The organism is Streptomyces sp. NPDC091281 (assembly GCF_044757425.1).
Lineage (GTDB): Bacteria > Actinomycetota > Actinomycetes > Streptomycetales > Streptomycetaceae > Streptomyces.
This window is the reverse complement of the sequence record NZ_JBIVUY010000020.1, coordinates 1-26581: the sequence shown is the minus strand read 5'-3', so window position 1 is coordinate 26581 and position 26581 is coordinate 1. Positions and strand designations below refer to the sequence as shown.

Sequence of the window (26581 nt, the reverse complement as noted above, 5' to 3'; positions counted from 1 at the left end):
CGCCCGCTGAGCACCCGCCCCGCGCCCGCCCGCCGGGACCGCACAGCGAAGCGCCCGCCTCCGACTGCACCTCGGGGGCGGGCGCTTCTTCGCTGCCCGCGGCGCGACGGCGTCCGCGGCCGGTGACCGGCCGGGGCGCCGCCACCGGGCCACCGGCGACGACGCCCGCGTCCGCCACGGGCGAGGACGCCGGGTGTCAGTCGCCGACGAGGGCGTCGACGAACGCCTCGGGGTCGAACGGCGCCAGGTCGTCGGCGCCCTCACCGAGGCCGATCAGCTTGACCGGGACACCCAGTTCGCGCTGGACGGCGACGACGATGCCGCCCTTGGCGGTGCCGTCGAGCTTGGTGAGCACGATGCCGGTGATGTCGACGACCTCGGCGAAGACCCGGGCCTGGACCAGGCCGTTCTGGCCGGTGGTGGCGTCGAGGACGAGGAGGACCTCGTCGAGCGGCGCGTGCTTCTCCACGACCCGCTTGACCTTGCCCAGCTCGTCCATGAGCCCGGTCTTGGTGTGTAGCCGGCCGGCGGTGTCGATGAGGACGACGTCGACCCCCATCTCCTTGCCCTCCTTCACCGCGTCGAAGGCGACGGAGGCGGGGTCCCCGGCCTCGGGCCCGCGCACGGTGTGGGCGCCGACCCGCTCGCCCCAGGTCTGGAGCTGGTCGGCGGCGGCGGCCCGGAAGGTGTCGGCGGCGCCGAGGACGACGGTGCGGCCGTCGGCGACCAGGACGCGGGCGAGCTTGCCGGTGGTGGTGGTCTTGCCGGTGCCGTTGACCCCGACGACCATCACGATGCCCGGCTTGCGGTCCTCCGGCTCGGTGCGCACCGTCCGGTCGACGTCGGTGCCGACCAGCGTGAGCAGCTCCTCGCGCAGCAGGCCGCGCAGCTCCTCGGGGGTGCGCGTGCCGAGCACCCGGACCCGCTCGCGCAGCCGGTCCACCAGCTCCTGGGTGGGCTGGACGCCGACGTCGGCGGTGAGGAGGGTGTCCTCGACCTCCTCCCAGGTGTCCTCGTCGAGGTGCTCGCGCGACAGCAGCGTGAGCAGCCCCTTGCCGAGGGCGTTCTGGGAGCGGGAGAGGCGGCTGCGGAGGCGGACGAGCCGCCCCGCGGTGGGCTCCGGGATCTCGATCCCGGGAGCCTCGACGACGGGAGGTTCCTCGACGGCGGTGGGGGTGCCACCGCCCGGGAGGTCGACCTCCTCTATGGTGCGGCGCGCTTCGTCGCGCGGCGTCTCGGCCTCGTCGCCGACGTGCGGCTCGGCCGGCGGCGCGGTGATGTCGGGCGCGGCCGGGGGCGGCGGGGGCAGCGGCTTCTTCCGCCTGCTGCCGACCACGAGCCCGCCGAGCACGCCGAGCACGACCACGGCGATGACTACAGCAAGGATGACGGTTTCCATAACCCGACCAGTATGCGCGACCCCCTCCCGCCGGGCCGGTCGCCCGCCCCGGCGACAGGGCCGTGCCGTACCGCCGACGAGGGCGTGCCACGGCCCTGGCGACCTGACGGTGCGTCAGCTATGGTCCGCCTCCCCGACCGAAGGGGGGCCTCCCGTGCCCGTCGCCGTCGTCCGTTTCAACCTCGTCGCCCCCGGCGCCTCCCCCGCCGCGCTCGGGGCCCGCTACCGGGCCGCCCTGGAGATGGCCGCGTACGCCGACACGCACGGTGTGGCGACCGTGCAGACCGAGGAGCACCACGGCGCCGAGAACAACTGGCTGCCCTCGCCGTTCGCCTTCGCGGGCGCCGTCCTCGGGGCGACGGACCGGCTGACGGTGACGGTGTCGGCGGTGATCGGTCCGCTGCACGACCCGCTGCGGCTGGCCGAGGACATCGCCGTCCTGGACCTGGTGAGCGGGGGGCGGCTGGTCACGGTCGCCGGGATCGGGTACCGGCCCGAGGAGTACGCGCGGGCGGGCGTCGACTGGTCGGCGCGCGGGCGGCTCCAGGACGAGCTGCTGGAGACCCTGCTCAGCGCCTGGACCGGGGAGGAGTTCGCCTACCGGGGCCGTACGGTGCGGGTGACGCCGCGGCCTGGGACGGCGCCGCATCCGCTGCTGCTGGTCGGGGGCTCCTCGCGGGCCGCCGCCCGCCGGGCCGCCCGGCTGGGCCTGCCGTTCTTCCCCAGCGCGCACCTGCCGGAGCTGGAGGCGTACTACAAGGAGCGGCTGGTGGAGTACGGCACCGAGGGCTGGGTGCTGATGCCGCCCGCCGAGACCCCGCTGCTGCACCTCGCCGAGGACCCGGACCGGGTGTGGGCGGTGTACGGGGAGCACTTCCTGCACGAGGCGCGGACGTACGCGTCCTGGCAGTCGGGCGGGGTCCGCTCGGCGGTGCGGTCGGCGGCGGTCACCGTCGAGGAGCTGCGCGCGGAGGGGGTGTACCGGGTGCTCACGCCGGACGCGTGCGTGGCGTGGGCGCCGGACAGTCTGGTGCTGCATCCGCTGGCGGGCGGGATGCCCGTGGAGGAGGGCCGGCGCAGTCTGCGGCTGCTGTGCGAGGACGTCCTGCCCCGGCTCGGCTGACCTGCGAGGTCACCGGGCCGGGGCGGGACGCGCCACGGGTGTCGGGGGGACGGGCAGCGGGGAGGTGGCCCTCCCCCCGAGTGCGGGGGCCCGGAGGCCGTACGTCCGGGCCGAGCCGTGGGTCCGGGGCCGGGCGTACGTCCGGGGCGGGTCGTACGGCCGAGGCAGGCGTACGGGCCGCGGGGTCAGCCCATCTCCTCCAGCGTCTTGCCCTTCGTCTCCTTGACGAACTTGAGGACGAACGGGATGGAGAGCGCGGCGAAGACGGTGTAGATCACGTAGGTCGCGGAGAGGTTCCAGTCGGCCAGCGACGGGAAGCTCGCGGTGATGGCCCAGTTGGCGATCCACTGCGCGGAGGCGGCGACGCCGAGCGCGGCGGCGCGGATGCGGTTGGGGAACATCTCGCCGAGGAAGACCCAGACGACGACACCCCACGACAGGGCGAAGAAGAGGACGAACACGTGGGCGGCGACCAGGGCGACCCAGCCCTGGGTGGCCGGGAGCTTGCCGTCGACGAGGTCGTAGGAGAACGCCCAGGCCTCCAGGCCGAGGCCGATCACCATGCCGACGGAGCCGATGAGGGCGAGCGGCTTGCGGCCGATGCGGTCCACGAAGATCATCGCGATCACGGTGCCGACGATGTTGATGATCGACGTCGTGAAGGAGTAGAAGAACGAGTCCGTCGGGTCGACGCCGACCGACTGCCACAGCGTCGAGGAGTAGTAGAACGCGACGTTGATGCCGACGAACTGCTGGAAGACCGACAGGCCGATGCCGACCCAGACGATCGGCTTGAAGAAGAAGGAGCCGCCGAGGAGGTCCTTGAAGGTCGACTTGTGCTCGCGCTTCATCGCGTGCTCGATCTCGGCGATCCGGGCGTCGAAGTCGACGTCCTTGCCCTCGACCTCCTTGAGGATCTCGCGGGCGCGCTCGCGCTTGCCGACGGAGATCAGGAAGCGCGGGGACTCGGGGATGGCGAAGGAGAGCAGGCCGTAGAGGACGGCCGGGACGACCATCACGCCGAGCATGACCTGCCAGGCCTCCAGGCCCATCAGCTTGCCGCGCTGGTCGCCGCCCGCGGCGTTGAGCAGACCCCAGTTGACGAGCTGGGAGATGGCGATGCCGATGACGATCGCGGCCTGCTGGAAGGAACCGAGGCGGCCGCGGTAGGCCGGTGGGGCGACCTCGGCGATGTAGGCGGGGCCGATGACCGAGGCCATGCCGATGGCGAAGCCGCCGACGATCCGCCAGAAGGCCAGGTCCCACAGCGCGAAGGGCAGGGCCGAGCCGACGGCGCTGATCGTGAAGAGCACGGCCGAGATCTGCATGCAGCGGATGCGGCCGATGCGGTCGGCTATCCGGCCCGCGGTGGCGGCGCCGATCGCGCAGCCGATCAGGGCGATGGCGATGACCTGGGCCAGGGCCGCGGAGCCGATGTCGTACCGGTCCCGGATGGCCTCGACCGCGCCGTTGATGACGGAGCTGTCGTAACCGAAGAGGAAGCCGCCCATCGCGGCCGCCGCCGCGATGAAGATGACGTGCCCGAGATGATCGGGGTGAGCCGTCCCGGCTCCTGACTGAGGTGCCTGCGATGTGCTGGTCACGTGTTCTCCTCGGGCCACGGCAGCGCTGCCGCGGGTGGGGGCGAGCCCTGTCAGATGTGGGGTTCCAGTGGCGCACAGTTCGGTGCCCCTCACACCTGAAGGCAAAAGCAACGTTGCAGAGACTATGCCTTCAAGTAACGAAGTCAAACGCCGGGTCTTCGTCAAATCTCACCCAGACCGATGAGGCATTGCGTTCACTTCGTGAAGTGTTGAAAAGATGCTGGTCACACCGGGTGTAGAGGGCACGCAGTGCGGCGGGGGCAGCGGGTGGTGGTTCAGCGGAGGCGCTGCGAGATGACCTTCGACACACCGTCGCCCTGCATGGAGACGCCGTAGAGGGCGTCGGCGACCTCCATCGTGCGCTTCTGGTGGGTGATCACGATGAGCTGCGAGGACTCCTGGAGCTCCTGCATGATCCGGATCAGCCGCTGGAGGTTGGTGTCGTCGAGTGCCGCCTCGACCTCGTCCATGACGTAGAACGGGCTGGGGCGGGCCTTGAAGATGGACACCAACATCGCGACGGCCGTCAGCGAGCGTTCCCCGCCGGACAGCAGCGACAGCCGCTTCACCTTCTTGCCGGGCGGCCGGGCCTCGACGTCCACCCCGGTGGTGAGCATGTTGTCGGGATCGGTCAGGAACAGCCGCCCCTCACCGCCCGGGAAGAGCCTGCCGAAGACGCCCTCGAACTCGCGGGCGGTGTCGTGGAACGCCTCGGTGAAGACCTGCTCGACCCGCTCGTCGACCTCCTTCACCACTTGAAGGAGGTCGGCCCGGGTCTTCTTCAGGTCCTCCAGCTGCTCGCTGAGGAACTTGTGGCGCTCCTCCAGCGCCGCGAACTCCTCCAGGGCCAGCGGATTCACCTTGCCGAGCTGCTGGTGGGCGCGCTCGGCCGCCTTCAGCCGCTTCTCCTGCTCCGACCGGACGAACGGCCGGGGCTGGTTGCGCGGGTCCTCGGGGTCCTCCGGCAGTTCCTCGCCCTCGGCGGGCAGTGACGGCGGCACCGGCTGGTGCGGCCCGTACTCCGAGACCAGGCCCGCGGGTTCGACGCCGAGTTCCTCCAGCGCCTTCGTCTCCAGTTGCTCCACGCGCAGGCGCTTCTCGGCGCCGAGGACCTCCCCGCGGTGCACCGAGTCGGTCAGCTTGTCGAGTTCCGCCTTCAGGTCGCGGCCCGCCCCGCGTGCGGCGCCCAGGTCCTGTTCGCGGCGCGCGCGGGCGCTCTCGGCGGCGGCGCGTTCGGCGTCGGCCCGCAGCAGCGACACCTCCACGTGCGCGAGGAGCTGCCGGGCGCCGGAGGCGACGGCTCCGGCGACGGCCGCCTCGTGGCGCAGCCGGGCCCGGCGCTGTTCGGCCCGCGCGCGCGCCTCACGTTCGGCGCGCGCGGCCCGGTCCAGCGAGTCCGCCCGCCCGGCGAGCCCCTTGACCCGCTCCTCGTGCGTACGGACCTGGAGGCGGGCCTCCATCTCGGTCTGCCGGGCGTTGGCGCCGTCGGCGGCGAGCCGGTCGCGGGCCGCGGTGTCGGGTTCCTCCTCGACGGGCAGCTCCTCGGCGACCGCCAGCCGCTCGGCCAGCTCCTCCGCCTCCGCCACGGCCCGGTCGAGGGCCTCCTGGGCGCGAGCGGCGGCCGCGGCGGACCGCTCGGCCTCGCCCGCGGCGCCGCGGGCCTGCCCGGCGAGCCGGCCGAGCTGCTGGGCGACGGCCGACTTCTCCCGGTCGGCGGCCCGCCGCCGCTCCCCCAGTTCCTCGACGGCGGCGGCGCACTCCCGGCGCCGCGCGTCGGCCGCCGCGTGCGCGGTGGTCAGCCCGGCGCAGCGGACGGCGAGTTCCTCCAGCTCGGCGGCGGCCTCGTCGACGGAGGCCTGGACCTCCAGCAGGCTGGGCGCCCCGGCGGACCCGCCGTGCGCGAAGTGGGCGCCGAGCAGGTCGCCCTCGGCGGTGACGGCGGTGAGGTCGGGGCGGCCGTAGACGAGTTCCTCGGCGTCCTCCAGGGTGCCGACGACGACGATCCCGCGCAGCAGGCGGCGTACGGCGGGCATCAGTTCGGCGGGGGCGCGGACCAGGTCGGCGGCGAAGGGCGGCAGGCCGGTGGCGGACGCGGGGGGTGCCGTACGGAGGGGGTCGGCGGGGTCCTCGGGGGCGCCCGCGAGGAGGAGGGAGGCGCGGCCCGCGTCCTGTTTGCGCAGCAGGCGGATGGCCTCGGCGGCGGAGGCCGGGGTGGTGGCCGCGACGGCGTCGGCGGCGGCGCCGAAGGCGGCGGCGAGCGCGACCTCGTGGCCGGGGACGACGGTGAGGAGTTCGGCGGCGGGGCCGAGCAGTCCGGTGAGCCGCTCCCCCGCGCCGAGCAGGACGCCGGTGCCGTCCTTGCGGCGCAGGCCGAGCGCGAGGGCCTCGTGGCGGGCGCGGGTGGCGGCGCGGCTGCGTTCGGCGACGGTGACGGCCTCGCGGGCGGCGGCGAGCGCGGCTTCGGCCTCGGCGAGCTGCCGTCTGGCCTCGTCGTGCCGGTCGCCGAGGTCCTGCTCGCCCGCGTCGAGGCCGTCGACCTCGGCCTTGAGGGCTTCGTACTCCTCCTGCGCGGTGACGGCGCGTTCCTGGGCCTCGTCGCGGCTGGCGGCGAGCCGGTCGATCTCGGCCTGGGCGGAGGCGGCGCGGGAGCGGGCCGCGTTGACCTGGCCGTTGAGCCGGGCCAGGCCTTCCCGGCGGTCGGCGATGGCGCGGGCGAGGTCCTTGAGGCGGCGTTCCTCGGCGGCCAGTTCGCGTTCGAGGTCGGAGCGGTGGGAGACGGTGTCGTCGAGGGCGTTGCGCGCCGCGTCGAGGGCGGCCTCCAGCTCGGCCTCCTGTTCGCGGACGCGGGCGGCCTCGCGCTCCATGTCCTCGGGGTCGCGGCCGCGGCGTTCCTCGGGGGGCGCGGAGGTGGCGCTCTTCACGCGCGCGTCGGCCAGGGAGACCGTGCCGCGGACGCGTTCGGCGAGCTGGGAGAGTTCGTACCAGGTCTGCTGGGCGCGCTGGAGGCGCGGGGTGAGGCGGCGGACCTCGTCCTCCAGCTGGGCCTCGCGCTGCTGGGCCCGGCGCAGGTCCTGCTCGGTGGCCTCCTTGCGTTCCTTGAGGGCGGCCTCGTCGGCGATCTCGGTCCGCAGGGCCTCGCGGAGCCGGACGAGGTCGTCGGCAAGGAGGCGCAGCCGGGCGTCGCGCAGGTCGGCCTGGATGACGGCGGCGCGGCGGGCGACGGCGGCCTGCCGGCCGAGGGGCTTGAGCTGGCGGCGGAGTTCGTCGGTGAGGTCCTGCACGCGCGCGAGGTTGGCCTGCATCGCGTCCAGTTTCCGCAGCGCCTTCTCCTTGCGCTTGCGGTGCTTGAGGACGCCCGCGGCCTCCTCGATGAAGGCGCGGCGGCCCATGGGGTCGGCGTGCAGGACGGAGTCGAGCTGGCCCTGTCCGACGATGACGTGCATCTCGCGGCCGATGCCGGAGTCGGAGAGCAGGTCCTGGATGTCGAGGAGGCGGCAGGTGTCGCCGTTGATCTGGTACTCGCTGCCGCCGTTGCGGAACATGATCCGCGTGATGGTGACCTCGGCGTACTCGATGGGCAGGGCGCCGTCGGAGTTGTCGATGGTGAGGGACACCTCGGCGCGGCCCAGCGGGGGGCGGCCGGTGGTGCCGGCGAAGATGACGTCCTCCATCTTGCCGCCGCGCAGCGACTTGGCGCCCTGTTCGCCCATGACCCAGCTGAGGGCGTCCACGACGTTGGACTTGCCCGAGCCGTTGGGCCCGACGACACACGTGATGCCCGGCTCGAACCGGAGTGTGGTGGCCGAGGCGAACGATTTGAACCCTCGGAGGGTCAGGGCCTTGAGGTGCACGCCGCCGGACTCTACCCGGCGGGGGTGTCTCACTCCATGAACCCGCGGTTTCGCCGGTGAACGCGGAGGGCAGACCAGACGTTGAGACGGTGAAACGATGCGTGGTGTTGCCAACGGGCTTCGGGGGACCGGGACGCCGGGTCGGACCTCAGGGGGAAAGAAAGAAGGGACGCCGAAGCGTCCCTTGCACATTCTGATGCACGTACCGACGACTGAGCGGTGGGACGCGGGATTCGGATGCGCCACCCCGACCACGGTGTCTGCTGTGGTGGAGCAGTGCAGCGATCAGGTGAGCGCGGGCTCCACCTGGTGTGCGTCGATGCTCTCCATGAACCTGTCGTGAGAAGCGGCAGCCGTGAGCGCGTCGTTCTCGGCCTGAATGCGACCGAGTTCGTTCTCCAGGTCCTGGACGCGCTGCTGGAGCCGTCGCATCTCGGAGAGGAGTCGCGGGTCGGAGCCGCCGACGTAACCGAGAAGCGCCTTTGCCATGATGGATGGTCCTCCACACTGAGTGACCGACCGGAAGCGGTGTGGGTCGTGAGGGATTCGCACCCGCGGTTGTGACAGGGACGGTGATCGGCGGTCCTGATGCCGTTCATCCATGCCAAACAGCTGGGTGCGCGGGGTGCTTTCAGCGTCTCACCAAAAAGTTTGACGGTCAACACGATCACACCCCGTGCGGGCGGACGGCGCGGGGCGCGCGGCCTGGAACGGCGGCGCTGCGACTCCTGCGGGCCCTCGGGGCGAGGCGATCATTCCTGGGTGCGGAGCATGCCAGTACAAGCGGTTACTTGGCAACCACCTGCCCCTTTTCCTCCGCGGCAGATGCCGGGGGCACAGACCGGCGCCGCCGCGGGTCCGTCCGGGCGCGGCGGGTCAGCGGATGGCGAACCCTTCGTAGCCGCCGCGGGGTGTGTCCCATATCTCGGTGACGCCGTCGACGCGGCCGGGCGTGTCGTCGCCCTGGAGCCAGGCGAGCAGTCCGTCGCAGCCCGCGCGGGCGCCTTCGGCGACCACCTGCACCCGCCCGTCGGCCAAATTGAGAGCAAAACCACTCAGGCCGCCGATCTCCAGCGCCTTGGCCCGCGTGAACCAGCGGAATCCCACGCCCTGGACGTGTCCGCGCACCCAGGCGACCAGCCGTACATCCTCGCTCATGGAGGCAACCTAACCGGGCAAAGCCGCTCGGGACACTTCCTCCTCGCGCGCCATGGGGTACCGTCCCCGTCCAATGCATCTCATATGAAACTCACCTGATCGAGTGAGTTTGGCCGATCGTCAGCAGCCAGGCGCCGCCGCGCGCCCGGTCGGCCCGGGGGACTTCGACGGACGAGGAAGGCCAGGACATGGGACGCCATCGCCGCTCCGCCGCGGGCCCGGCCGCCACGGGCCGTGCCGCGGGCAGCAACCGCCACGAGGGGGGCTCCGCGCCGGACGGCGCCGGGCACGACGGGTACGGCGACGACCGCCCCACCATGGGCATCGCGCCGTATCTGAACCCGGAGGCGTACGCCGATTCGGTCGCCCGGAGCGAGGAGTACCTGTTCGCGCCCGAGGGACCGGGCCAGCCGGACGGCTCGGGCCACTTCGCCTCGGAGGCGTTCGCCTCGGACGGCTTCACACCGGACGGCGGGTCGCACGGCGGTGGCCGCGGCGGTCCCGGACGGCGCCGCAAGCGCAAGGCCGTGACCCCGGTGAAGACGGGACTGCTCGGTGTGTCCGCGGCGGTCGCGCTCGGCACGGTCGCGGTGGCCACCGGCGTGGTGCCCGGCCTCGACAACTACCAGCTGGGCGGCGGCGGGGGCACCGACCGGGTCACGGCCGGTGACGTGCCCCGCAACTCGGCCGCCGAGCAGGGCGGCACCTCCGGCTCCGCCGACCCCGGCCGCGACGGTACGCCGGCCGGCCGCGCGCCCGGCGCCGCCGCGGCCCCCTCGACCTCGGCCCCCGGCTCCCCCACCCCGTCCGCCTCCGAGGCGTCCCCGAGCGCCCCGGAGAGCGAGAAGGCGTCCCCCTCGGCGAGCGAGCGGGCCGGGAAGAAGCCGACGGAGGAGGCGAAGCCGGAGGCGCCCGCGCGCAAGAGCGAGAAGCCGACGGGCACCCCCTCGCGCGAGCAGCCCCGCGAGACCCCGTCCCGGGCGGCGACGGCGGCCCCGCCGAAGGCCGAGGCGCCCGTGACGGTCTCGGCCGAGGCCCAGGCGGCGGCCGAGGTCCTCAAGCTCGTCAACGAGGAGCGCGCCAAGGTCGGGTGCAGCGCGCTCGCCGCGAACAGCTCCCTCACCGGCCTCGCCCAGGACTTCAGCGCGGACATGGCCGCGCGGGGCTTCTTCGACCACACCGACCCCGACGGGGCCTCCCCCTGGGACCGGGCCGCGAAGGCCGGGATCACGGGCCTCGGCGGCGAGAACATAGCCCGCGGGCAGGCCGACGCGGCGGCGGTGATGGAGGCCTGGATGAACAGCGCGGGGCACCGCGCGAACATCCTGAACTGCGACTTCAAGACGCTGGGCGTCGGCGTGCACCTGGGCTCCGGCGGGCCCTGGTGGACGCAGGACTTCGGCTTCTGACGCTGGAGGGCCTGGAGGGTTGGAGGGCTGGAGCTTGAGGGCTTGAGGCTTACGGGGGCCACGGCATCCCCGCCCCGATGCTTCCGGGCCCGTTATCCGCCGGGCCCGCTGGGGCCGCCGTCGCCTGACGCCTCGGGGACAGCTCGGGCACTAACTCACAGTTAGTGCAACCTGTTGGTGAGCGCTGTGCTCGCGTACGCTTGAGGCATGAACGGGATTCAGGAGGGCGTCGACCGGCCGGAGCTGGGGGACCTTCCCTACAACGTGTTCGCCAAGGCCTGCCCGTCGCGCGGGACGCTGGAGCATGTGACGGGACGCTGGGGCGCGCTCACGCTCGGCGCGCTGTACGAGGGGTCGCTGCGCTTCAACGAGCTGCGACGCCGGGTCGACGGCGTCAGCGAGAAGATGCTGTCCCAGACCCTGCACGCGCTGGAGCGGGACGGTCTGGTGCACCGTGAGGCACAGCCCACCAACCCGCCGCGCGTGGACTACGAACTGACGCCCCTCGGCCGGGACGTCGCCGACCGGCTGCTCGGCCTGATCCAGCTGGTGGAGGGGCGGATGGACGACGTCCTCGCCGCCCGCGCGCGCTACGACGACACGCGCGGCACCGGCTGACACTTCGGGCAGAAGTAGCTGGACCGGTTCATCCAGGCGCGGCGCAGCATCGGCGTGCCGCACCGCCGGCAGGGCTCGCCCTCGCGGCCGTAGGCGTCCAGGGAGCGGTCGAAGTAGCCGGACTCGCCGTTGACGTTGACGTACAGGCTGTCGAAGCTGGTGCCGCCGACGGAGAGGGCCGCGTTCATGACGTCCCGGACGTGGCCGAGGAGTTCCTGGGTGCGGGGGCGGGTGAGGCCGCCGGTGGGGCGGTCGTAGTGCAGGCGGGAGCGCCAGAGCGCCTCGTCGGCGTAGATGTTGCCGACGCCGCTGATGAGCGACTGGTCGAGCAGGGCGCGCTTGACGGTGGTCCGCTTGCGGCGCAGCGCCTGGTGGAAGGCCTCGTCGTCGAAGAGCGGGTCGAGGGGGTCGCGGGCGATGTGCGCGATGACGTCGGGCAGGCCGTCGGGGCCGGTGTCGTGCAGGGAGAGCCCGCCGAAGGTCCGCTGGTCGACGAAGCGGAGTTCGGTGGCGACCGCGTCGGCGAACCGGAACCGGATGCGCAGGTGCTTCTCGTCGGGCGAGCCCTGCGGCTGCACCAGGAGCTGTCCGCTCATGCCGAGGTGGGCCAGGATCGCCTGCGAGGTGTCCGCCAGCGGCAGCCACAGGTACTTGCCGCGGCGGCTCGGCGTGCCGACCTGATGGCCCTTGAGCCGGTGGGTGAAGTCGTCGGCGCCCGCCAGGTGGCGGCGGACGGCACGCGGATGCAGGACCTCGGTCTCGGCGACCGTGCGGTGGGCGACCCACCGCTCCAGGCCCCGCCGGACGACCTCGACCTCGGGCAACTCGGGCATCGACTGCGCTCCCCGTGTGGGCTGGTGTGCCACTGCTGGCTCGGTGCCGGTGCGGTCACCGGGCGCCGTACGGGGCGAGCGCCCGTCCCCGGTGGGGCGGGCGCTCGCCGTGGTACCGCGTACTGCTCAGGCGGAGGCGGACTCCTGGTCCAGGCTGCCGTCGGCGTCGGCCGCTTCGGCCTGTGCCGCCTTGGCGCGCTCGTCCGCGGCGGCCCGGATGGACCGCCAGGCGGACTCGGCGGCCTGCTGCTCCGCCTCCTTCTTGCTGCGGCCGGTGCCGGTGCCGTACGAGACGCCTCCGACGCGGGCGGCAGCGGTGAAGGTCTTCTCGTGGTCGGGGCCGGTCTCCGTGACCAGGTACTCGGGGACGCCGAGCCCTTCGGTCGCGGTGAGTTCCTGGAGGCTGGTCTTCCAGTCCAGGCCGGCGCCGAGGTTGGAGGACTTCTCGATCAGCGGGTCGAACAGGCGGTGCACCAGTTCGGAGGCCGCGTCGAGGCCCTGGTCGAGATAGACCGCGCCGATCACCGCTTCGAGGGTGTCGGCGAGGATGGACGCCTTGTCCCGGCCGCCCGTGCCCTCTTCACCGCGGCCGAGCCGGATGAAGGCGCCCAGGTCGAGGCCGCGACCCACGTCGGCCAGCGCACGCGAGTTGACCACCGCGGCCCGCAGCTTGGCCAGTTGGCCTTCGGGCAGGTCGGGGTGGGTGCGGTACAGCGTGTCCGTGACGACGAGGCCGAGCACGGAGTCCCCGAGGAACTCCAGGCGTTCGTTCGTCGGCAGGCCGCCGTTCTCGTACGCGTAGGAACGGTGGGTCAGCGCGCGCACCAGAAGGGCGGACTCGACGTGGTAGCCGAGCCGCCCTTCCAGAAGCGTGTGGGACGAGGCTGTGGTGTCCGCCGATCCGCCGCCTGCGCGGACGGGGTGCTTCTTGGCGTCAGACATGGAGCCTCTCACCGGCCGCTCAGACCTCGAGGACCTGGCGCTTGTTGTAGGTGCCGCACGACGGGCACGCGATGTGCTGCAGCTTGGGCTCGTGGCAGCGCTCGCACGCAACCAGGGTGGGGACCGCAGCCTTCCACTGCGACCGGCGGTGGCGCGTGTTGCTGCGCGACATCTTCCGCTTCGGAACAGCCACGGCTACTTCTCCTGCTTCTCGTTGGCGTGCGCCGAACCGGGCGCCTCGCCACTCATCTCGTCCTTCTCGCCGTCTCCGAGTGAACCGGCGAGTCCCTGCAGTGCCGCCCAACGGATGTCGACGGCGTCATGGTGGTGGTCCGGGTCGTCCGCCAGCCGGGCTCCGCACTGGGAGCACAGGCCGGGGCAGTCGTCCTGGCACACCGGCTGCATCGGCAGTGCGAGCACCACCGCATCGCGCAGCACGGGTTCGAGGTCGAACATGCCGTCCTCGAGGAAGAGCCTGTCCTCGTCTTCCTCGGCGTCGTCGGCCGGTTCCGCCTTCACGCGGCCCCGGTCGTCGGCGTCAGGGTACGAGAACATCTCCTGGAAGTCCGTGTCGAGCGACAGCCCGACCGGCTCCAGACACCTTACGCACTCCCCCTCGGCCCGCGCACGGGCGGTGCCTGTGACAAGCACCCCTTCGAGCACCGACTCCAGACGGAGTTCCAGCTTGACCGGGGTGCCTTCCGGCACTCCGACGACCCCCTCGATCCCGAGGTCCTTGGGGGCGTCGATCTCGCGGGTCAGGCGCTGCAGCGCACCCGGACGCCGACCCAGCTCGTGTGTGTCGAACACGAGGGGGTTGCGGTGGTCGAGGCGGGCGTGAGGTGCCATTCCAGCTTTCGATCTTCCAAGCTATGAGGGCGCCGCCCTTCGGTGTTCCGGGCAGCGGTGATCGCGGACATAGGCGCGACCGAAGAGCCAGGATACTTGACCTTCCCGCCACAGCCCAATCCGGTGGTCACGGCCTCCGGGTACGGGCGTCGGGGGTCTCAGAGGCCGCGGCCCTGTTCGTAGGCGCGCAGCTGCTCGGCGCTGATCATGCCGGTGTCGAAGAGGCTGGTCTCGTCGAGGGCGTACCCCTGCTGGGCGTGCTGGTCCGGCGCCTGCGGGTTCTGCGGGGTCTGCCCGGTGTCGTAGGCCTGCTGCTGGGCGTCGTAGCCCTGGTAGGCGTAGGGATCGGCCTGCTGGTAGCCGTAGGCGTCCTGCTGTCCGCCGTACGTCTGCTGCGGGTAGCCGCCGTAGGGGTCCTGCTGCGGGACGGGGGTGCCGGCCGCGGGGGTGTAGTCGTGGGCGGCGGCGAACGTCTCCTGCGGCTGCTGCTCGTACGGGGCGGGCGCGGGCGGTTCGGGGGTGGCGGCGCGGGCCGGGGTGTCCGCGAGGGAGGCGAGGTCGGCGAGGTAGTCCGCGTCGGAGGAGTGCTGGTAGGTGCTGTCGTCGTCGGCGAGGGCGCCGAGGTCGTCGCTGGCGATCCGGCCGTGCAGCTTCTGGCGGCCCCGGCCGACGGCCTCCAGGGTCTTGGCGAGGACCGCTTCGAAGGCACCGAGCTTGACGTCGACGTAGGCGTCGGCGTCGCGGCGGAGGGTCTCGGGGTCGTGGCTGCGCTCGGGGGCGTCCTCGTCGGCGTAGCCCTGCTCGTCGAGGCCGGGACCGGTGCCGAGGAGTTTCTCGCGGCCGCGGCCGACGGAGCCGAGGGTCTTGGTGAGGACGACCTCGAAGTTGGCGAGCTTGGAGTCGACGTAGTCGTCGGCCTCGGCGCGGACCTCCTCGGCGTCCTTGCGGGCCTCGGCGAGGATGCGGTCGGCCTCGGCCTGGGAGCGGCGGGCGATCTCGGTGTCGGAGATCAGCGAACCGCGCTCGACGTGGGCGGTGGAGATGATCCGGTCGGCCTCCTGGCGGGCCTGCTCGACCATCTGCTCGCGGCCGCCGATCAGCTCCTGCGCCTGGGCGAGGGAGTCGGGCAGGGCCGCGCGCACCTCCTCCAGCAGGGCGAGCAGGTCGGCGCGGTTGACCACGCACGAGGCCGACATCGGCATCGACCGGGCACTGGAGACCGCGGTGACGATCTCGTCGAGCTTCTTCTGCACGTCCACCGGTTGCTCGCCACTCTCTACAGCTGTGTTGGAGACGGACGGGACGACTGTACGGCCATGAGGTGTCCGGCCGACAGCGGGTGAGGGGGCGTCAGACGGGCGGGTGGGCCGGGGCGGGGTCCGGGTGGCGGTGCGAGCGAGGCTCCGGGCAGGGGGCCGGGTGGCGGTGCGGGGGCGGTTCAGCTCTTGCGGAGGCGTTCGGTGAGCTGTTCCAGGACCAGCGGCGGGACCAGGTGGGAGACGTCGCCGCCCCAGGTGGCGACCTCCTTGACCAGGGAGGACGACAGGAAGCTGTAGGTGGGGTTGGTCGGCACGAAGAGCGTCTCGACGCCGGAGAGGCCGTTGTTCATCTGGGCCATCTGGAGTTCGTAGTCGAAGTCGCTGACGGCGCGGAGGCCCTTGACGATGGCGGGGATCTCGCGCTGCTTGCAGAAGTCGACGAGGAGGCCGTGGAAGGCCTCGACGCGGACGTTGGCGTAGTCGGCGGTGACGGAGCGGATCAGGTCGATCCGCTCGTCGATGTCGAACAGGCCCTTCTTGGACTTGTTGATCATCACCGCGACGTAGACCTCGTCGTAGAGACGGGAGGCGCGGGAGATGATGTCGAGGTGTCCGTTGGTGATCGGGTCGAACGACCCGGGACAGACGGCGCGGCGCACTAGTGATCCCTCGCTCTCCGGTCCGGTCATCGTGCGTCTTCGCACGTTGAGGCGGCGCGACCGTACCAAAACGTTCCCTCGCCGTAGCGACGGGACCGGAGTGCGTCGAAGCCGTCCGGCCAGTCGAAGGTGCCGCCTCTGGTGCTGCGCTCCACGGTGACGAGGGCTTCGGCCGCGAGCCAGCGTTCCGCGCGGAGTGTGAGGAGAATCTCCCGAAGATCGTCGTCGGTGACGGCGTACGGCGGGTCGAGGAAGACCAGGTCGTACGGGGTGGCCGGGGGTGCCGTGCGGATGACCTGCTCGGCCTTGCCCGCGCGGACCTCGGCGCCGGGGAGGGCGAGGTTCTTCACGTTCTCCCGGACGGTGCGGGCGGCTCGGGCGTCGGCCTCGACGAGGAGGGCGTGGTGGGCGCCGCGGGAGAGGGCCTCCAGGCCGACGGCGCCGGAGCCCGCGTAGAGGTCCAGGACGCGTTCGCCGTCCAGGGGGCCGCCGAGGAGGGACTGCCAGGTGGAGAAGAGGCCCTCGCGTGCGCGGTCGGAGGTGGGGCGGGTGCCGGTGCCTGGTGGCACGGCCAGGTGGCGTCCGCCGGCGGTGCCGGCGATCACGCGGGTCATCTCGGGGTCCTTGTCGTGGGCGGGTGGGTGGGCGGGTGGGTGTGGGGCAAGTCTGGCAGGGAGTGGGTGGCTCCGCCGGGGGGTGGGGATTCGGGTGCGGGTGGGTGGGGGCTGGTCGCGCAGTTCCCCGCGCCCCTGGGTGGGGGGTCTGGGCCGGGGGTGAGGGGTGCGGGTGGGGAGGGTGGGAGTGCGCGGTTCCCCGCGCCCCTGGGGTGGGGGTTCTGGGTCGGGGGGCAGGAGTGCGGGTGGGTTCGGTGGGAGTGCGCGGTTCCCCGCGTCCCCTGGGGTGGGGGTTTTGGGAGGTAGGGGGGTCAGCCCTTTTCCAGGTATTGCTCTCTTTCCTGGTCCAGGAGGGCGTCGAGGGCTGTGTGGAGGGCGGGGAGGTGGGTGAGGTCGGGGGTGGTGGTGACCAGGGTGGTGGCCTCCTGGCGGGCCTCCGCGATGATCTCCTCGTCCTCGATGACGGCGAGGACGCGCAGGCTGGAGCGGGCGCCGGACTGGGCCTGGCCGAGGACGTCGCCCTCGCGGCGCTGTTCGAGGTCGATGCGGGACAGCTCGAAGCCGTCGAGGGTCGCGGCGACCGCGCCGAGGCGCTGGCGGGCCGGGCTGGCCTCGGGCATCTCGGTGACCAGGAGGCAGAGTCCGGGGGCGGAGCCGCGGCCGACCCGGCCGCGCAACTGGTGCAGCTGGGAGACGCCGAAACGGTCGGCGTCCATGATCACCATCGCGGTGGCGTTGGGCACGTTCACCCCGACCTCGATGACCGTGGTGGCGACCAGGACGTCGGTGTCCCCGGCGGCGAAGCGGCGCATGACCGCGTCCTTGTCGTCGGGGTGCATCCTGCCGTGCAGCACCTCGACGGCCAGGCCCTGGAGGGGGCCCTTGGCGAGCTGGTCGGCGACCTCCAGGACGGCGAGCGGGGGCCGCTTCTCGGCCTCGTCCTCGGCGGACTTCCGGGCGGCGCCCTTCTTGGCGGTGCCGGGTTCGTCGTCGTCGCCGATGCGGGGGCAGACGACGTAGGCCTGGTGGCCGTTCTCGGCCTCCTCGCGGACGCGTTCCCAGGCGCGGGCGAGGAAGTGGGGCTTGTCGGCGGCGGGGACGACATGGCTGGCGATGGGGGAGCGTCCCGCCGGGAGCTGGTCGAGGACCGAGGTCTCCAGGTCGCCGAAGACGGTCATCGCGACCGTGCGCGGGATGGGGGTGGCGGTCATGACGAGGAGGTGCGGGGGCTGTTTGCCCTTGCCGCGCAGGGCGTCGCGCTGCTCCACGCCGAAGCGGTGCTGTTCGTCGACGACGACCAGACCGAGGTCGTGGAACTGGACCTTGTCCTCGATGAGGGCGTGGGTGCCGATGACGACGCCCGCCTCGCCGGTGACCAGGTCGAGCAGGGCGTGGCGGCGGGCGGCGGCGCCCATGGAGCCGGTGAGCAGGACGACCTTGGTGGCGTCGGCGGCGCCGCCGAGCATGCCGCCCTCGGCCAGCTCGCCCATCATCTCCACGATCGACCGGTGGTGCTGCTGGGCCAGGACCTCGGTGGGCGCGAGCATCGCGGCCTGGCCGCCCGCGTCGACCACGGCGAGCATCGCGCGCAGGGCGACCATCGTCTTGCCGGAGCCGACCTCGCCCTGGAGGAGGCGGTGCATGGGGTGGTCGGTGGCCAGGTCGTCGAAGATCTCCTTCGACACCTTGCGCTGGCCGTCGGTGAGGGTGAACGGCAGCCGGTCGTCGAAGGCGGCGAGCAGCCCGTCCTCGCGGGGCACGCGCGGGGTCGCCGCGAGCTGGGAGTCCGCGTGCCGCCGTCGGGCGAGGGCGACTTGCAGGACGAAGGCCTCGTCCCACTTCAGGCGGGCGCGGGCGGTGTCGATGTCGGCCTTGGTGCGTGGCCGGTGGATGCCGCGCAGGGCCTCGGGGAGCGTGACCAGGCCGCGGCCCGCGCGCAGGGACTCCGGCAGGGGGTCCAGGGCCTCTTCCTCCGCGCGGCTGTCCAGGAGGACCTGCACGGCCTTGCCGATCTTCCAGGACTCCAGCTTGGCGGTGGCCGGGTAGATCGGGATGAGCGAACCGGCCCAGCTCTCGACGGCCTCCCCCGCGCCCTCGCCGTCGGCGCGCAGCAGCTCGTACGCCGGGTGGGCGAGCTGGAGCTTGCGGTTGAAGAGGGAGACCTTGCCGGAGAACATGGCGCGGGTGCCGGGCAGCAGCTCCTTGTGCGGCTTGTGCACGCCGCTGCCGAAGAAGACCAGTTGGAGGCGGCCGTTGCCGTCGGTGAGGGTGACCTCCAGGCGCTGGCCCTTGCCGCGGGGCGCCTTGGCGGAGGCGAAGGTGTGCAGCCGGGCGTCGGCGACCTGGGCGACCACCGTGACGTGCTCGTCCATGGGGAGGTCGGCGAGGTGCGTGAGCTGGCCGCGCTCCTCGTACCGCCGGGGGTAGTGGTGCAGGAGGTCGCCGACGGTGTGCAGGCCGAGGTGCTCGGCCATCGCCTTCGCGGTCGGTGGGCCGAGCACCTTTTTCAGTGGTTCGTCGAGTGCGGGCACGAGATCCATTGCACACCACCGCACTGACATTGCCGTAACGTGTCCTGAAAGTCCTGGTCAGACGGCTCGTTGGGGCCCTAGGATGGCGCGCTCCGGCCATCCCCGCGGTCACCGCCCCACCGGGACCGCCCGACCCCGCGCCGTCGATCCTCCCCCCGTCCCCGGCGCAGCGACGATGGACTCCCAGACCTCACAGCCATCCCAGGCGTCACCTCCGCCTCACACGTTCCAGGTCGACCTGCGCGGTCTGGTGGACCTGCTCTCCCAGCACCTCTACTCCAGTCCCAAGGTGTATCTGCGCGAACTGCTCCAGAACGCCGTGGACGCCATCACCGCCCGGCGGGCCGAGGAGCCCGGTGCCCCGGCGCGGGTGCGGCTGTTCGCGGCGGACGGGCGGCTGCGGGTGGAGGACTCCGGCGTCGGGCTGACCGAGTCGGACGTGCACAGCCTGCTGGCCACCATCGGCCGCAGTTCGAAGCGCGCGGACGGGCTCCAGGAGGTCCGCTCGGACTTCCTCGGCCAGTTCGGCATCGGGCTGCTCGCCTGCTTCGTCGTCGCGGAGCGGATCAGGGTGGTCAGCCGCAGTTCCCGTACGCCGGACGCGCCGCCGGTGGAGTGGACGGCGCGCGACGACGGCTCGTACACGGTGCGGACCGTCGCGCACGAGGAGCGTCCCGAGCCGGGTACGACCGTGCACCTGACGGCGCGCGCGGGCGCCGCGGAGTGGCTGACCGAGCGGCGGGTGCTCCAGCTCGCGCGCGACTTCGGCTCGCTGCTGCCGTACGACGTGCGGGTGGGTGAGGAGGCGGTCACCGACCTGCCCGCGCCCTGGGACCGGCCGTACGCCTCGCCCGCGAACCGGCGGGTGGCGCTGGCCCGGCACTGCCACGAGCTGTTCGGGTTCACGCCGCTGGACTCGATCGCGCTGGACGTGCCGGTGGCGGGGGTCCGCGGGGTGGCGTACGTGCTGCCCGCCGCGGTCAGTCCGGCGCAGCGGGCGACCCACCGGGTGCACCTGAAGGGCATGTTGCTCACCGAGCGCGCCGAACAGCTGCTGCCGGACTGGGCGTTCTTCGTGCGGTGCGTCCTGGACACCGACAGTCTGCGGCCGACGGCCTCGCGGGAGGCGCTGTACGAGGACGAGACGCTGGCCGCCGTGCGGGAGGCGCTGGGTGAGCGTGTCCGGGCGTGGCTGACGGGGCTCGCGGCCGGTGACCCGGAGCGGCTGGCCGCGTTCCTGGCCGTGCACCATCTGGGGGTGAAGTCGCTGGCGCGGCACGATCCGGAGATGCTGCGGACGATGCTGCCCTGGCTGCCGTTCGAGACGAGCGACGGGCGGCTGTCGCTGGAGGAGTTCGCGCAGCGGCATCCGGTGGTGCACTTCACGCGCACGGTGGAGGAGTACCGCCAGGTCGCCCCGATCGCGTCCGCGCAGGGCGTCGGCGTCGTCAACGGCGGCTACACGTACGACAGCGAGCTGGTCGAGGCGCTGCCGTCGGTGCGGCCGGGGACGGTCGTCGCCGAGCTGGACCCGGACACCGTGACCGCGCATCTCGACGCCGTGGACCCGGCGGAGGAGCTGGCGCTGTCCGGGTTCCTGGCCGCCGCGCGCGCGAAGCTCGACCCGCTGGGCTGTGACGTCGTGCTGCGCGCGTTCCACCCGCTGTCGGTGCCCGCGCTGCACCTGGACGACCGTTCGGCGCGGCACGAGCAGGCGCGCGCGGAGGCGGAGGCGCGGGCCGACGACCTGTGGGCGGGCATCCTGGGCTCGCTGCGCGGCGGCGCCCCGCGCGCGCGTCTGGTGCTCAACCATCTCAACCCGCTGGTGCGGCGCATCAGTTCGCTGGGCGACGCCGAACTCATCGGCACAGCCGCGGAGTCGCTGTACGGGCAGGCGCTGCTCATGGCGCAGCGCCCGCTGCGACCGGCCGACTCCGCGCTGCTGAACCGGGCGTTCATCGGCCTCCTGGAATGGGCCACGCACGGGGACACCCCGCACAAGGGCGCCGCGCGCGGGGAGTTGGGGCGCGGGGACGCGACACCTGGGGAGGACGATCACTGATGACGGGCATCACGGACTTCGAGTCCCTCCGCCGGGCGATGGCGGAGAACGGCGAGCAGCCGGAGGGCCCGGCGCGCAACGCGCGCGCGGAGCACCTGCTCGCGGAGGCCGAGCGGCTGGACGTGCCGCTGGCCGTGATCGAGGCGCTCGGACACCAGCTGAAGGTCTACAACTACAGCTCCGAGAAGGACAAGATGTTCGTCCCGTTCGCGCGGCTGCTGCGCATGTGGGACGAACGGCCCGAGGACTTCGACGCGTACGAGACGCACTCGCTGCACTGGGTCTTCAAGTGGATGTCGGCGGGCATGCTCGACCAGCCGCACGTGCCGCTGGCGTCGGTGGAGAAGTGGCTCGGCGAGATGGAGCACCGCTACCGGCTGGCCGGGCACTCCGAACGGGCGGTGCGCGGCGCCGAGTTCAGCGTGGCCGCGCACGTCGGCGACGTGGAGCGGGCCGAGCGGGCGTTCGCCGCCTGGCTGGCCGCGGACCGGGACACCATGGCCGACTGCCACGCGTGCGAGCTGCACGGGCAGGGCTGGTGGCGGGCGCGGCGCGGCCGGGACGCGGAGGCGCTGGAGCTGTGGGCGCCGGTCCTGGAGGGCGCCTACACCTGCGCGCACGAGCCGCACACCGTCCTCGCGTCGTCGCTGCTGCCGCTGCTGCGTCTGGGCCGGCTGGAGGAGGCCCGCGCGCACCACCTGCGGGGCTTCCGGCTGGTGCGGCCGATGGAGAGCATGCGGGCCGCGTACGCCGACCACGTGGAGTTCTGCGCCCTCACCGGCAACGAGGCGCGCGGCCTGGAGCTCCTCGCGGAGCGCCCGGCGTACTTCACCGACGAGGGGCAGCCGCGCAGCAAGCTGGAGTTCCTGAGCGTGGTCGCGCTGCTGACCGGGCGGCTGTCGGCGCTGGGGCTCGGCGGGCAGCGGGTGAGCGGCCCGGCGGGCCGGGAGTGGACGGCGGACGAGCTGGGCGCGCACGCGCGCGAGGAGGCGCTCGCGCTGGCCGCCCGCTTCGACGCGCGCAACGGCACCTCGTACGTCAGCGAACGGGCCCGCGCGCGCATGGCGCAGGAGCCGCTGGTGGAGCGGCTTCCGCTCGGCGTCCGCGCGACCCGGCCGCGGCCCGCCGACGCCCCTGCCACCGCACCGGCCGAGACCCCGGCCGCCGCGGCGCCCGTGGACGGCCCCGCCGCGACGGACCTGCCGTCGCTGCTCGCCGAGGCGCGGCGGCTGTCGGACACGCTCCAGCCGCACGCCGTGGAGGCCTGGGCCGCGGTGGCGCGCGCGGCGCAGGCCGCCGAGGACGCCACCGGAGAGGACGCCGCGCTCGACGCGCGCGACCGCGCGGAGATCGCCGACCACGAGGCGATGGGCCTGGGCTCCGAGGGCGCGGAAACGTTCGAGCGGGCCGCCGAGCTGTACGAGGAGGCGGGCGACCCCGGCGAGGCACTCGCCGCACGCGCGCGTGCCGCGTACGTCCGCGCGCTCGGCGGGGAGATCGACGAGGCGCTCGCCGCGGTGGCCGACCCCTACGACCGGGTCCTCGGGCTGTACGCCGAGGGCGGCACCGGGATACCGCAGGCCGCGGGCGTTCTGATGGGCCGCGCGCGCATCCTCATGCGGCGCGTCCAGGAGGCCGACGGCACCGCCGACCCGCGCGACCGGGCGGCTGCGGAGTCGGCCGTACGGGAGCTGCTGGCGCTGGTGGAGGGGCGGTCCGGGGACGACGTACGGCTCGTGGCGCGGGTCGCCGAGGGGCACGCCATGCTCGCGGAGCTGGCGGTGCGGTCCGGGGACCGCGCGGAGGCCGAGGCGGGCGCGGAGCTGTTCGCGCGGGCCGCGGCCGAGTTCGTCGGGGCGGGACTGCCCTGGTTCGCCGTGGAGTACGAGGCCCGGCTCGCCGGGATCGCGCACCAGCTGGGCGACCACGCGGAGGCCGAACGCGCGCTGCGGGCGGCCCTGGAGCACGGCGGCGCGTTCCTGGAGCCGGTCGGGCGGGCGCAGCTCGGCCTCCAGCTGGCCGAGGTCGTCGGCGGCCGGGGCGACGCCGAGGAGGCCGCCGAGCACGCGCTGGAGGCCGCGCACTGGGCCGACGAGGCGGGCGCGGGCCCGACGTTCGGCGCGTGGGCGCGCCACCAGCTGGGCGGCTTCCTGGTGCGCCTGGGGCGGTGGGCCGAGGCCGCCGAGGTGCTGGAGTCGGCGCTCGCGGACCTGACCGCCGAGACGCACGGCGACGGCGCGGTCGTGCAGACGCAGTGGTGGCTGGGCGACTGCCTGAGCGAGCTGGGCGAGCACCGGGCCGCCGCCGAACGCAGGCTCCAGGCGGCCGAGACGGCCCGGCACTGGCCGGAGCAGCACGACCACGCGACGCTGGCCCACCTCGCCGCCGAGTCCCTGGGCCACGCCGGGCTGCCCGGCGAGGCGGACACGGCGTACGCGCGCGCGGGCGACCTGTGGCGCTCCCTGGGCAACACGCACGGCCTGGTGCGGTCCCTGCGGGCGCGCGCGTGGCTCGCGCTGCGCACGGAGGACGGCCCTGCCGGGGCGCGGAGGCTGATGGCGGCGGCCGTCCAGGAGTGCGCGGACGCGCTGGCCGCGCTCGGCCCTGCGGACGGCACCGGGCCGGGCGCCCCGGACGCCGAGGGCGCCGCGCGCGGGGAGGAGGCCGAGGCGCGGCTGCGGCTGGTCTTCGAACGGGGCCACACCCACCGCCAGTTCGGTGACCTGCTGGCGCGCTCCGCGCCCGAGGACGCCGACGACGAGACGATCTCGGGCGCGCTGGAGGAGTCCCTGGCCGAGATGACGGAAGCCGCCGCGGTCTTCGTGTCCCTGGGCGAGGCGGCCCTGGCTCCCCGCACGAGCGCCGAGCTGGCCGCGGGCTGGCTGGAGGCCGACCTGGGCCGGCCGGCCCGGGCGGCGGCACGCGCGCGTGCGGTGCTCCGGATCTGCGCGGCGGCGGAGGCGCGGGCCGGGGCCGAGGGTGCCGACGAGAAGACCCTCGGGGAGCGTCGCGCGGAGGCGGACCAGCTCCTCCAGGCCGCGGAGGAACAGCGGGACAGGTGAGCGGACGCGGGGCGGCGGGGCGGGGCCCGGCCTCCCCGCGGGGTCGCGCTCAGGCCGCCCCGGACGGTGTTGCGGCCCTCACTCCACCCCGATGAGGAGCAGCGCCCCCTGGCGTCCGCCTCGGTAGACGACGGTGTCGACGGCGAGGTAGGCCTCGCGGACGCGTGCCTCCAGGCGGTCGGCCACGCCGTCGGGGGCCTCGTCGCCGAGGACGAGGGTGACGAGTTCGCCGCCCGCCGACAGCATTCGGTCCAGGACGGCCTCGGCGGTGGCGGTGACGTCGGCGCCGATGACGGCCACGTCGCCGTCGACGAGGCCGAGGACGTCACCGGCCTGGCAGATGCCGGCCATGGTCCACGACTGGCGTTCGGCGACGGCGATCTCGGCGTAGCGGGTGGCACCGGCGGCCGAGGTCATCGCGACGACGTCCTCGTCGAAGCGGCGGCCCGGTTCGTGCACGGCGAGCGCGGCGATGCCCTGGACCGCGGAACGGGTCGGGATGAGCGCCGCCCGGATGCCCTCGCCGCGGGCCTGCTCGGCCGCGGCGGCGGCGGTGTGCCGCAGCTCGGCGTCGTTGGGCAGCAGCACGACCTCGCGCGCGTGGGCCCGCCGTACGGCTTCGACGAGTTCGCCGCTGGCGGGCGGCTCGCCGGGGCGGGCGAGCACGGTGGTCGCGCCCGCCTCGCCGTACAGACCGGCCAGGCCCTCACCGGGGACGACGGCGACGACCGCGCGCTGCACGCGCTCGCGGGGCGGGTGCTCGCCCCCGCGCGTGTGCACGTCGTCGGCGCCGAAGTGCGTGATGCGGATGCGGTACGGCCGTCCCGCCTCGACGCCCGCCTCCACGGCGGCGCCCGCGTCGTCGACGTGCACGTGGACGTTCCACAGCCCGTCGCCGCCGACGACGACGAGGGAGTCGCCCAGGGCGTCGAGCCGCCGCCGCAGCCGGGCCACCGCGGCGTCCTCGGCCTCCAGGAGGTAGATCACCTCGAAGGCGGGCCCGCCCGGACCCCCGTCCCCGGTGCTCTCCGCGCCGCCCGCGCAGACCTCTCCCTCGGCGTCGGGCGCCTCGTCGCCGGGCGGGCCGCCCGCGCGCGCGTGATCCGCCTCCGTACGGCCGCCGGGCGCCCGCGTGGTGCCGCCCTCCGTCGGCCACTCCCCCGTGAACGTCGCCACCAGTGCCGCGAGGACCGTCACGAGGCCCCGTCCGCCCGCGTCGACCACCCCGGCGCGCTCCAGCACCGCGAGCTGGCCCGGGGTCGCGGCGAGGGCGGCGCGGGCGCCCCGGTGGGCGGCGCGCGCGACGGACGCGCAGTCGCCGTCGTCGCCGGTGCCCGCGGCGTCGGCCGCCGCCGAGGCGACGGTGAGGACGGTGCCCTCGACCGGGTGCGCGACCGCCTGCCGGGCGGAGTCGGCGGCCCGGCGCAGCGCCAGCCGCAGCCGGGCGGCGTCGGTGCGGGGGCCCGCTTCGCCGGGGTCGTCGGCGGCGAGGACGTCGGCCATGCCGCGCAGCAGCTGCGCCAGGATCGTCCCGGAGTTCCCGCGCGCGCCTATGAGCGCTCCGTGCGCCATCGCGCGCGCGGCGTCGGCCGGGGAAGGAGCGGCGGGCGCGGCGGCCCCGGTCCCGCCGGAGTCGGCGGTGGCGTGTCCCGCGAACACCGCCTCCACGGCCGTCGCCGCCGACTCCACGGTGAGGTAGAGGTTGGTGCCGGTGTCACCGTCCGCGACCGGGTAGACGTTGATCGCGTCGATCTCCTCGCGCACGCGGCCGAGCCCGCGCAGCGACAGCTCGCACCAGGTGCGCACCGCGAGAGCATCGAAGCATGTCTGCGGCACGTGCGGCACCGGCGCCTCCTTGAGCTGCTGGACTGGGACGCAGCGTAGACCGTGCGGGCCCGGGGTGCTCCCGCCCGGCGTCCCGCCCCTGCTCCCGCCCCTGTTCCTGCCCCTCCTCCTGCCCCGTCCCGCCCGGACCGGACCGGGGGTGACCGGGGGCGGGGGCCCTGAGCAGCCATGGTAGTTTCGTTGCACTGGCGCAGTCGTTGTATGCTGCTCCGGTTGCCCGATCCTCTCGGGCTCTCTCCTGGCACCGCCACTCAGGTCTGATCCCATGATCGTGATCCCGGCATGCCGGGATCATCCGTAAGTGCATCTGAAGTCTTTGGAGTGACCCGTGGCTGCCAACTGCGACGTCTGCGGCAAGGGGCCGGGCTTCGGCAACAACATCTCGCACTCGCACCGCCGTACGCCCCGTCGCTGGAACCCGAACATCCAGCGCGTGCGTACCGTGGTCGGCGGGACGCCGAAGCGCGTGAACGCTTGCACCTCGTGCATCAAGGCCGGCAAGGTCTCGCGCTGACGCAGAGCTAAGCGCGCGGCCACTGCTGGTTCGCTGTGAGGAGCCGGTCCACCTCGGTGGGCCGGCTCTTCGCTGTGCCCTGCGACGGCCGTGCCCCGCGGCACGCTCCCCCGCGGCGGGCGGCCCGCCGCGGGGTCCCTGGACCGCCGCGCCGCTAGGGCCTGTCTGACAATTCCCGTCGTCGCCCGGAGGGCGGCCGCGCGGCGTCAGGTGCGTGCTCTCGGCGTGCCGGGCGTGGACCCTCGTACT

General features: G+C 73.7%; 20 protein-coding genes. 6 read left to right on the top strand and 14 right to left on the bottom strand.

Annotated elements, in window-relative coordinates:
• Positions 1–196: 196 nt before the first annotated feature.
• Positions 197–1399 carry a signal recognition particle-docking protein FtsY gene (gene ftsY, locus ACIQPQ_RS36015; protein WP_383774215.1) on the bottom strand — a complete coding sequence of 401 codons (1203 nt, stop codon included), beginning with the start codon at positions 1397–1399 and terminating at the stop codon, positions 197–199.
• A gap of 154 nt (positions 1400–1553) precedes the next feature.
• On the opposite strand from ftsY, the gene ACIQPQ_RS36010 reads away from it, so the two are divergent.
• The gene (locus tag ACIQPQ_RS36010; protein WP_401312769.1) at positions 1554–2522 is read left to right on the top strand and encodes an LLM class flavin-dependent oxidoreductase; all 969 of its coding nucleotides are present in this window, start codon (positions 1554–1556) and stop codon (positions 2520–2522) included.
• 185 nt (positions 2523–2707) lie between these two features.
• On the opposite strand, the gene ACIQPQ_RS36005 is transcribed toward ACIQPQ_RS36010, so the two are convergent.
• The 4 genes from ACIQPQ_RS36005 to ACIQPQ_RS35990 form a co-directional block, all read right to left on the bottom strand.
• Positions 2708–4126, bottom strand: a complete 1419-nt coding sequence (locus tag ACIQPQ_RS36005; protein ID WP_401312766.1) for a sugar porter family MFS transporter — start codon at positions 4124–4126, stop codon at positions 2708–2710.
• A gap of 275 nt (positions 4127–4401) precedes the next feature.
• Positions 4402–7977: a chromosome segregation protein SMC gene (gene smc, locus ACIQPQ_RS36000; protein WP_401312763.1), complete on the bottom strand. Its 3576-nt coding sequence runs from the start codon at positions 7975–7977 to the stop codon at positions 4402–4404.
• Positions 7978–8262: 285 nt separating this feature from the next.
• Entirely contained in the window at positions 8263–8466 is a 204-nt protein-coding gene (locus ACIQPQ_RS35995) for a hypothetical protein (RefSeq protein WP_383774221.1), read from the bottom strand.
• Positions 8467–8853: 387 nt separating this feature from the next.
• Positions 8854–9135, bottom strand: coding sequence for an acylphosphatase (locus ACIQPQ_RS35990; RefSeq protein WP_383774223.1), 282 nt, complete (start codon positions 9133–9135; stop codon positions 8854–8856).
• A 188-nt stretch (positions 9136–9323) separates the two neighbouring features.
• On the opposite strand from ACIQPQ_RS35990, the gene ACIQPQ_RS35985 reads away from it, so the two are divergent.
• A complete protein-coding gene (locus ACIQPQ_RS35985; RefSeq protein WP_401312759.1) occupies positions 9324–10544 on the top strand; it encodes a CAP domain-containing protein in 1221 nt (406 codons plus the stop codon).
• Between the two features lie 207 nt (positions 10545–10751).
• Complete coding sequence (locus tag ACIQPQ_RS35980; RefSeq protein WP_383774227.1) at positions 10752–11162, top strand: winged helix-turn-helix transcriptional regulator; 411 nt, start codon at positions 10752–10754, stop codon at positions 11160–11162.
• Here the strand turns inward: ACIQPQ_RS35980 and mutM are convergent.
• The 8 genes from mutM to recG all read right to left on the bottom strand — a co-directional run bounded on the left by mutM (position 11135) and on the right by recG (position 18858).
• Positions 11135–11995 carry a bifunctional DNA-formamidopyrimidine glycosylase/DNA-(apurinic or apyrimidinic site) lyase gene (gene mutM / locus ACIQPQ_RS35975; protein ID WP_401312756.1) on the bottom strand — a complete coding sequence of 287 codons (861 nt, stop codon included), beginning with the start codon at positions 11993–11995 and terminating at the stop codon, positions 11135–11137. The genes ACIQPQ_RS35980 and mutM overlap by 28 nt on opposite strands.
• Before the next feature lie 126 nt (positions 11996–12121).
• On the bottom strand, positions 12122–12949 hold the full coding sequence (gene rnc, locus ACIQPQ_RS35970) for a ribonuclease III (protein WP_383774231.1): 828 nt from the start codon (positions 12947–12949) through the stop codon (positions 12122–12124).
• A gap of 7 nt (positions 12950–12956) precedes the next feature.
• On the bottom strand, positions 12957–13130 hold the full coding sequence (rpmF, locus tag ACIQPQ_RS35965) for a 50S ribosomal protein L32 (protein WP_007493396.1): 174 nt from the start codon (positions 13128–13130) through the stop codon (positions 12957–12959).
• 2 nt (positions 13131–13132) lie between these two features.
• Positions 13133–13786, bottom strand: coding sequence for a YceD family protein (locus ACIQPQ_RS35960; RefSeq protein WP_383774233.1), 654 nt, complete (start codon positions 13784–13786; stop codon positions 13133–13135).
• Positions 13787–13944: 158 nt separating this feature from the next.
• Entirely contained in the window at positions 13945–15045 is a 1101-nt protein-coding gene (locus ACIQPQ_RS35955) for an ATP synthase F0 subunit B (protein ID WP_401312752.1), read from the bottom strand.
• A 179-nt stretch (positions 15046–15224) separates the two neighbouring features.
• A complete protein-coding gene (gene coaD / locus ACIQPQ_RS35950; RefSeq protein WP_383774291.1) occupies positions 15225–15704 on the bottom strand; it encodes a pantetheine-phosphate adenylyltransferase in 480 nt (159 codons plus the stop codon).
• Positions 15705–15730: 26 nt separating this feature from the next.
• Positions 15731–16318: a 16S rRNA (guanine(966)-N(2))-methyltransferase RsmD gene (gene rsmD, locus ACIQPQ_RS35945; protein WP_401312749.1), complete on the bottom strand. Its 588-nt coding sequence runs from the start codon at positions 16316–16318 to the stop codon at positions 15731–15733.
• 311 nt (positions 16319–16629) lie between these two features.
• Positions 16630–18858 (bottom strand): ATP-dependent DNA helicase RecG, encoded by a 2229-nt coding sequence (gene recG, locus ACIQPQ_RS35940; protein WP_401312746.1) that lies wholly within the window; start codon positions 18856–18858, stop codon positions 16630–16632.
• Between the two features lie 166 nt (positions 18859–19024).
• Here recG and ACIQPQ_RS35935 point away from each other — a divergent pair, with 166 nt between their 5' ends.
• Positions 19025–20911 (top strand): HSP90 family protein, encoded by a 1887-nt coding sequence (locus ACIQPQ_RS35935; RefSeq protein WP_401312743.1) that lies wholly within the window; start codon positions 19025–19027, stop codon positions 20909–20911.
• Entirely contained in the window at positions 20911–23973 is a 3063-nt protein-coding gene (locus tag ACIQPQ_RS35930; protein ID WP_401312740.1) for a tetratricopeptide repeat protein, read from the top strand. The genes ACIQPQ_RS35935 and ACIQPQ_RS35930 overlap by 1 nt, the downstream gene beginning before the upstream one ends.
• A 78-nt stretch (positions 23974–24051) precedes the next feature.
• Here the strand turns inward: ACIQPQ_RS35930 and ACIQPQ_RS35925 are convergent, their stop codons facing one another.
• Positions 24052–25818: a DAK2 domain-containing protein gene (locus ACIQPQ_RS35925; protein ID WP_401312738.1), complete on the bottom strand. Its 1767-nt coding sequence runs from the start codon at positions 25816–25818 to the stop codon at positions 24052–24054.
• A 328-nt stretch (positions 25819–26146) separates the two neighbouring features.
• Here ACIQPQ_RS35925 and rpmB point away from each other — a divergent pair, with 328 nt between their 5' ends.
• The gene (gene rpmB, locus ACIQPQ_RS35920) at positions 26147–26332 is read left to right on the top strand and encodes a 50S ribosomal protein L28 (protein ID WP_004924906.1); all 186 of its coding nucleotides are present in this window, start codon (positions 26147–26149) and stop codon (positions 26330–26332) included.
• Positions 26333–26581: the final 249 nt, after the last annotated feature.

Bases quoted from the DNA above. Each gene is read 5' to 3' on its own strand.
- ftsY (WP_383774215.1), bottom strand. From the start codon at position 1,399: ATGGAAACCGTCATCCTTGCTGTAGTCATCGCCGTGGTCGTGCTCGGC.
- ACIQPQ_RS35995 (WP_383774221.1), bottom strand. From the start codon at position 8,466: ATGGCAAAGGCGCTTCTCGGTTACGTCGGCGGCTCCGACCCGCGACTC.
- ACIQPQ_RS35990 (WP_383774223.1), bottom strand. From the start codon at position 9,135: ATGAGCGAGGATGTACGGCTGGTCGCCTGGGTGCGCGGACACGTCCAG.
- ACIQPQ_RS35985 (WP_401312759.1), top strand. From the start codon at position 9,324: ATGGGACGCCATCGCCGCTCCGCCGCGGGCCCGGCCGCCACGGGCCGT.
- ACIQPQ_RS35980 (WP_383774227.1), top strand. From the start codon at position 10,752: ATGAACGGGATTCAGGAGGGCGTCGACCGGCCGGAGCTGGGGGACCTT.
- mutM (WP_401312756.1), bottom strand. From the start codon at position 11,995: ATGCCCGAGTTGCCCGAGGTCGAGGTCGTCCGGCGGGGCCTGGAGCGG.
- ACIQPQ_RS35960 (WP_383774233.1), bottom strand. From the start codon at position 13,786: ATGGCACCTCACGCCCGCCTCGACCACCGCAACCCCCTCGTGTTCGAC.
- rsmD (WP_401312749.1), bottom strand. From the start codon at position 16,318: ATGACCCGCGTGATCGCCGGCACCGCCGGCGGACGCCACCTGGCCGTG.
- recG (WP_401312746.1), bottom strand. From the start codon at position 18,858: ATGGATCTCGTGCCCGCACTCGACGAACCACTGAAAAAGGTGCTCGGC.
- ACIQPQ_RS35935 (WP_401312743.1), top strand. From the start codon at position 19,025: ATGGACTCCCAGACCTCACAGCCATCCCAGGCGTCACCTCCGCCTCAC.
- ACIQPQ_RS35930 (WP_401312740.1), top strand. From the start codon at position 20,911: ATGACGGGCATCACGGACTTCGAGTCCCTCCGCCGGGCGATGGCGGAG.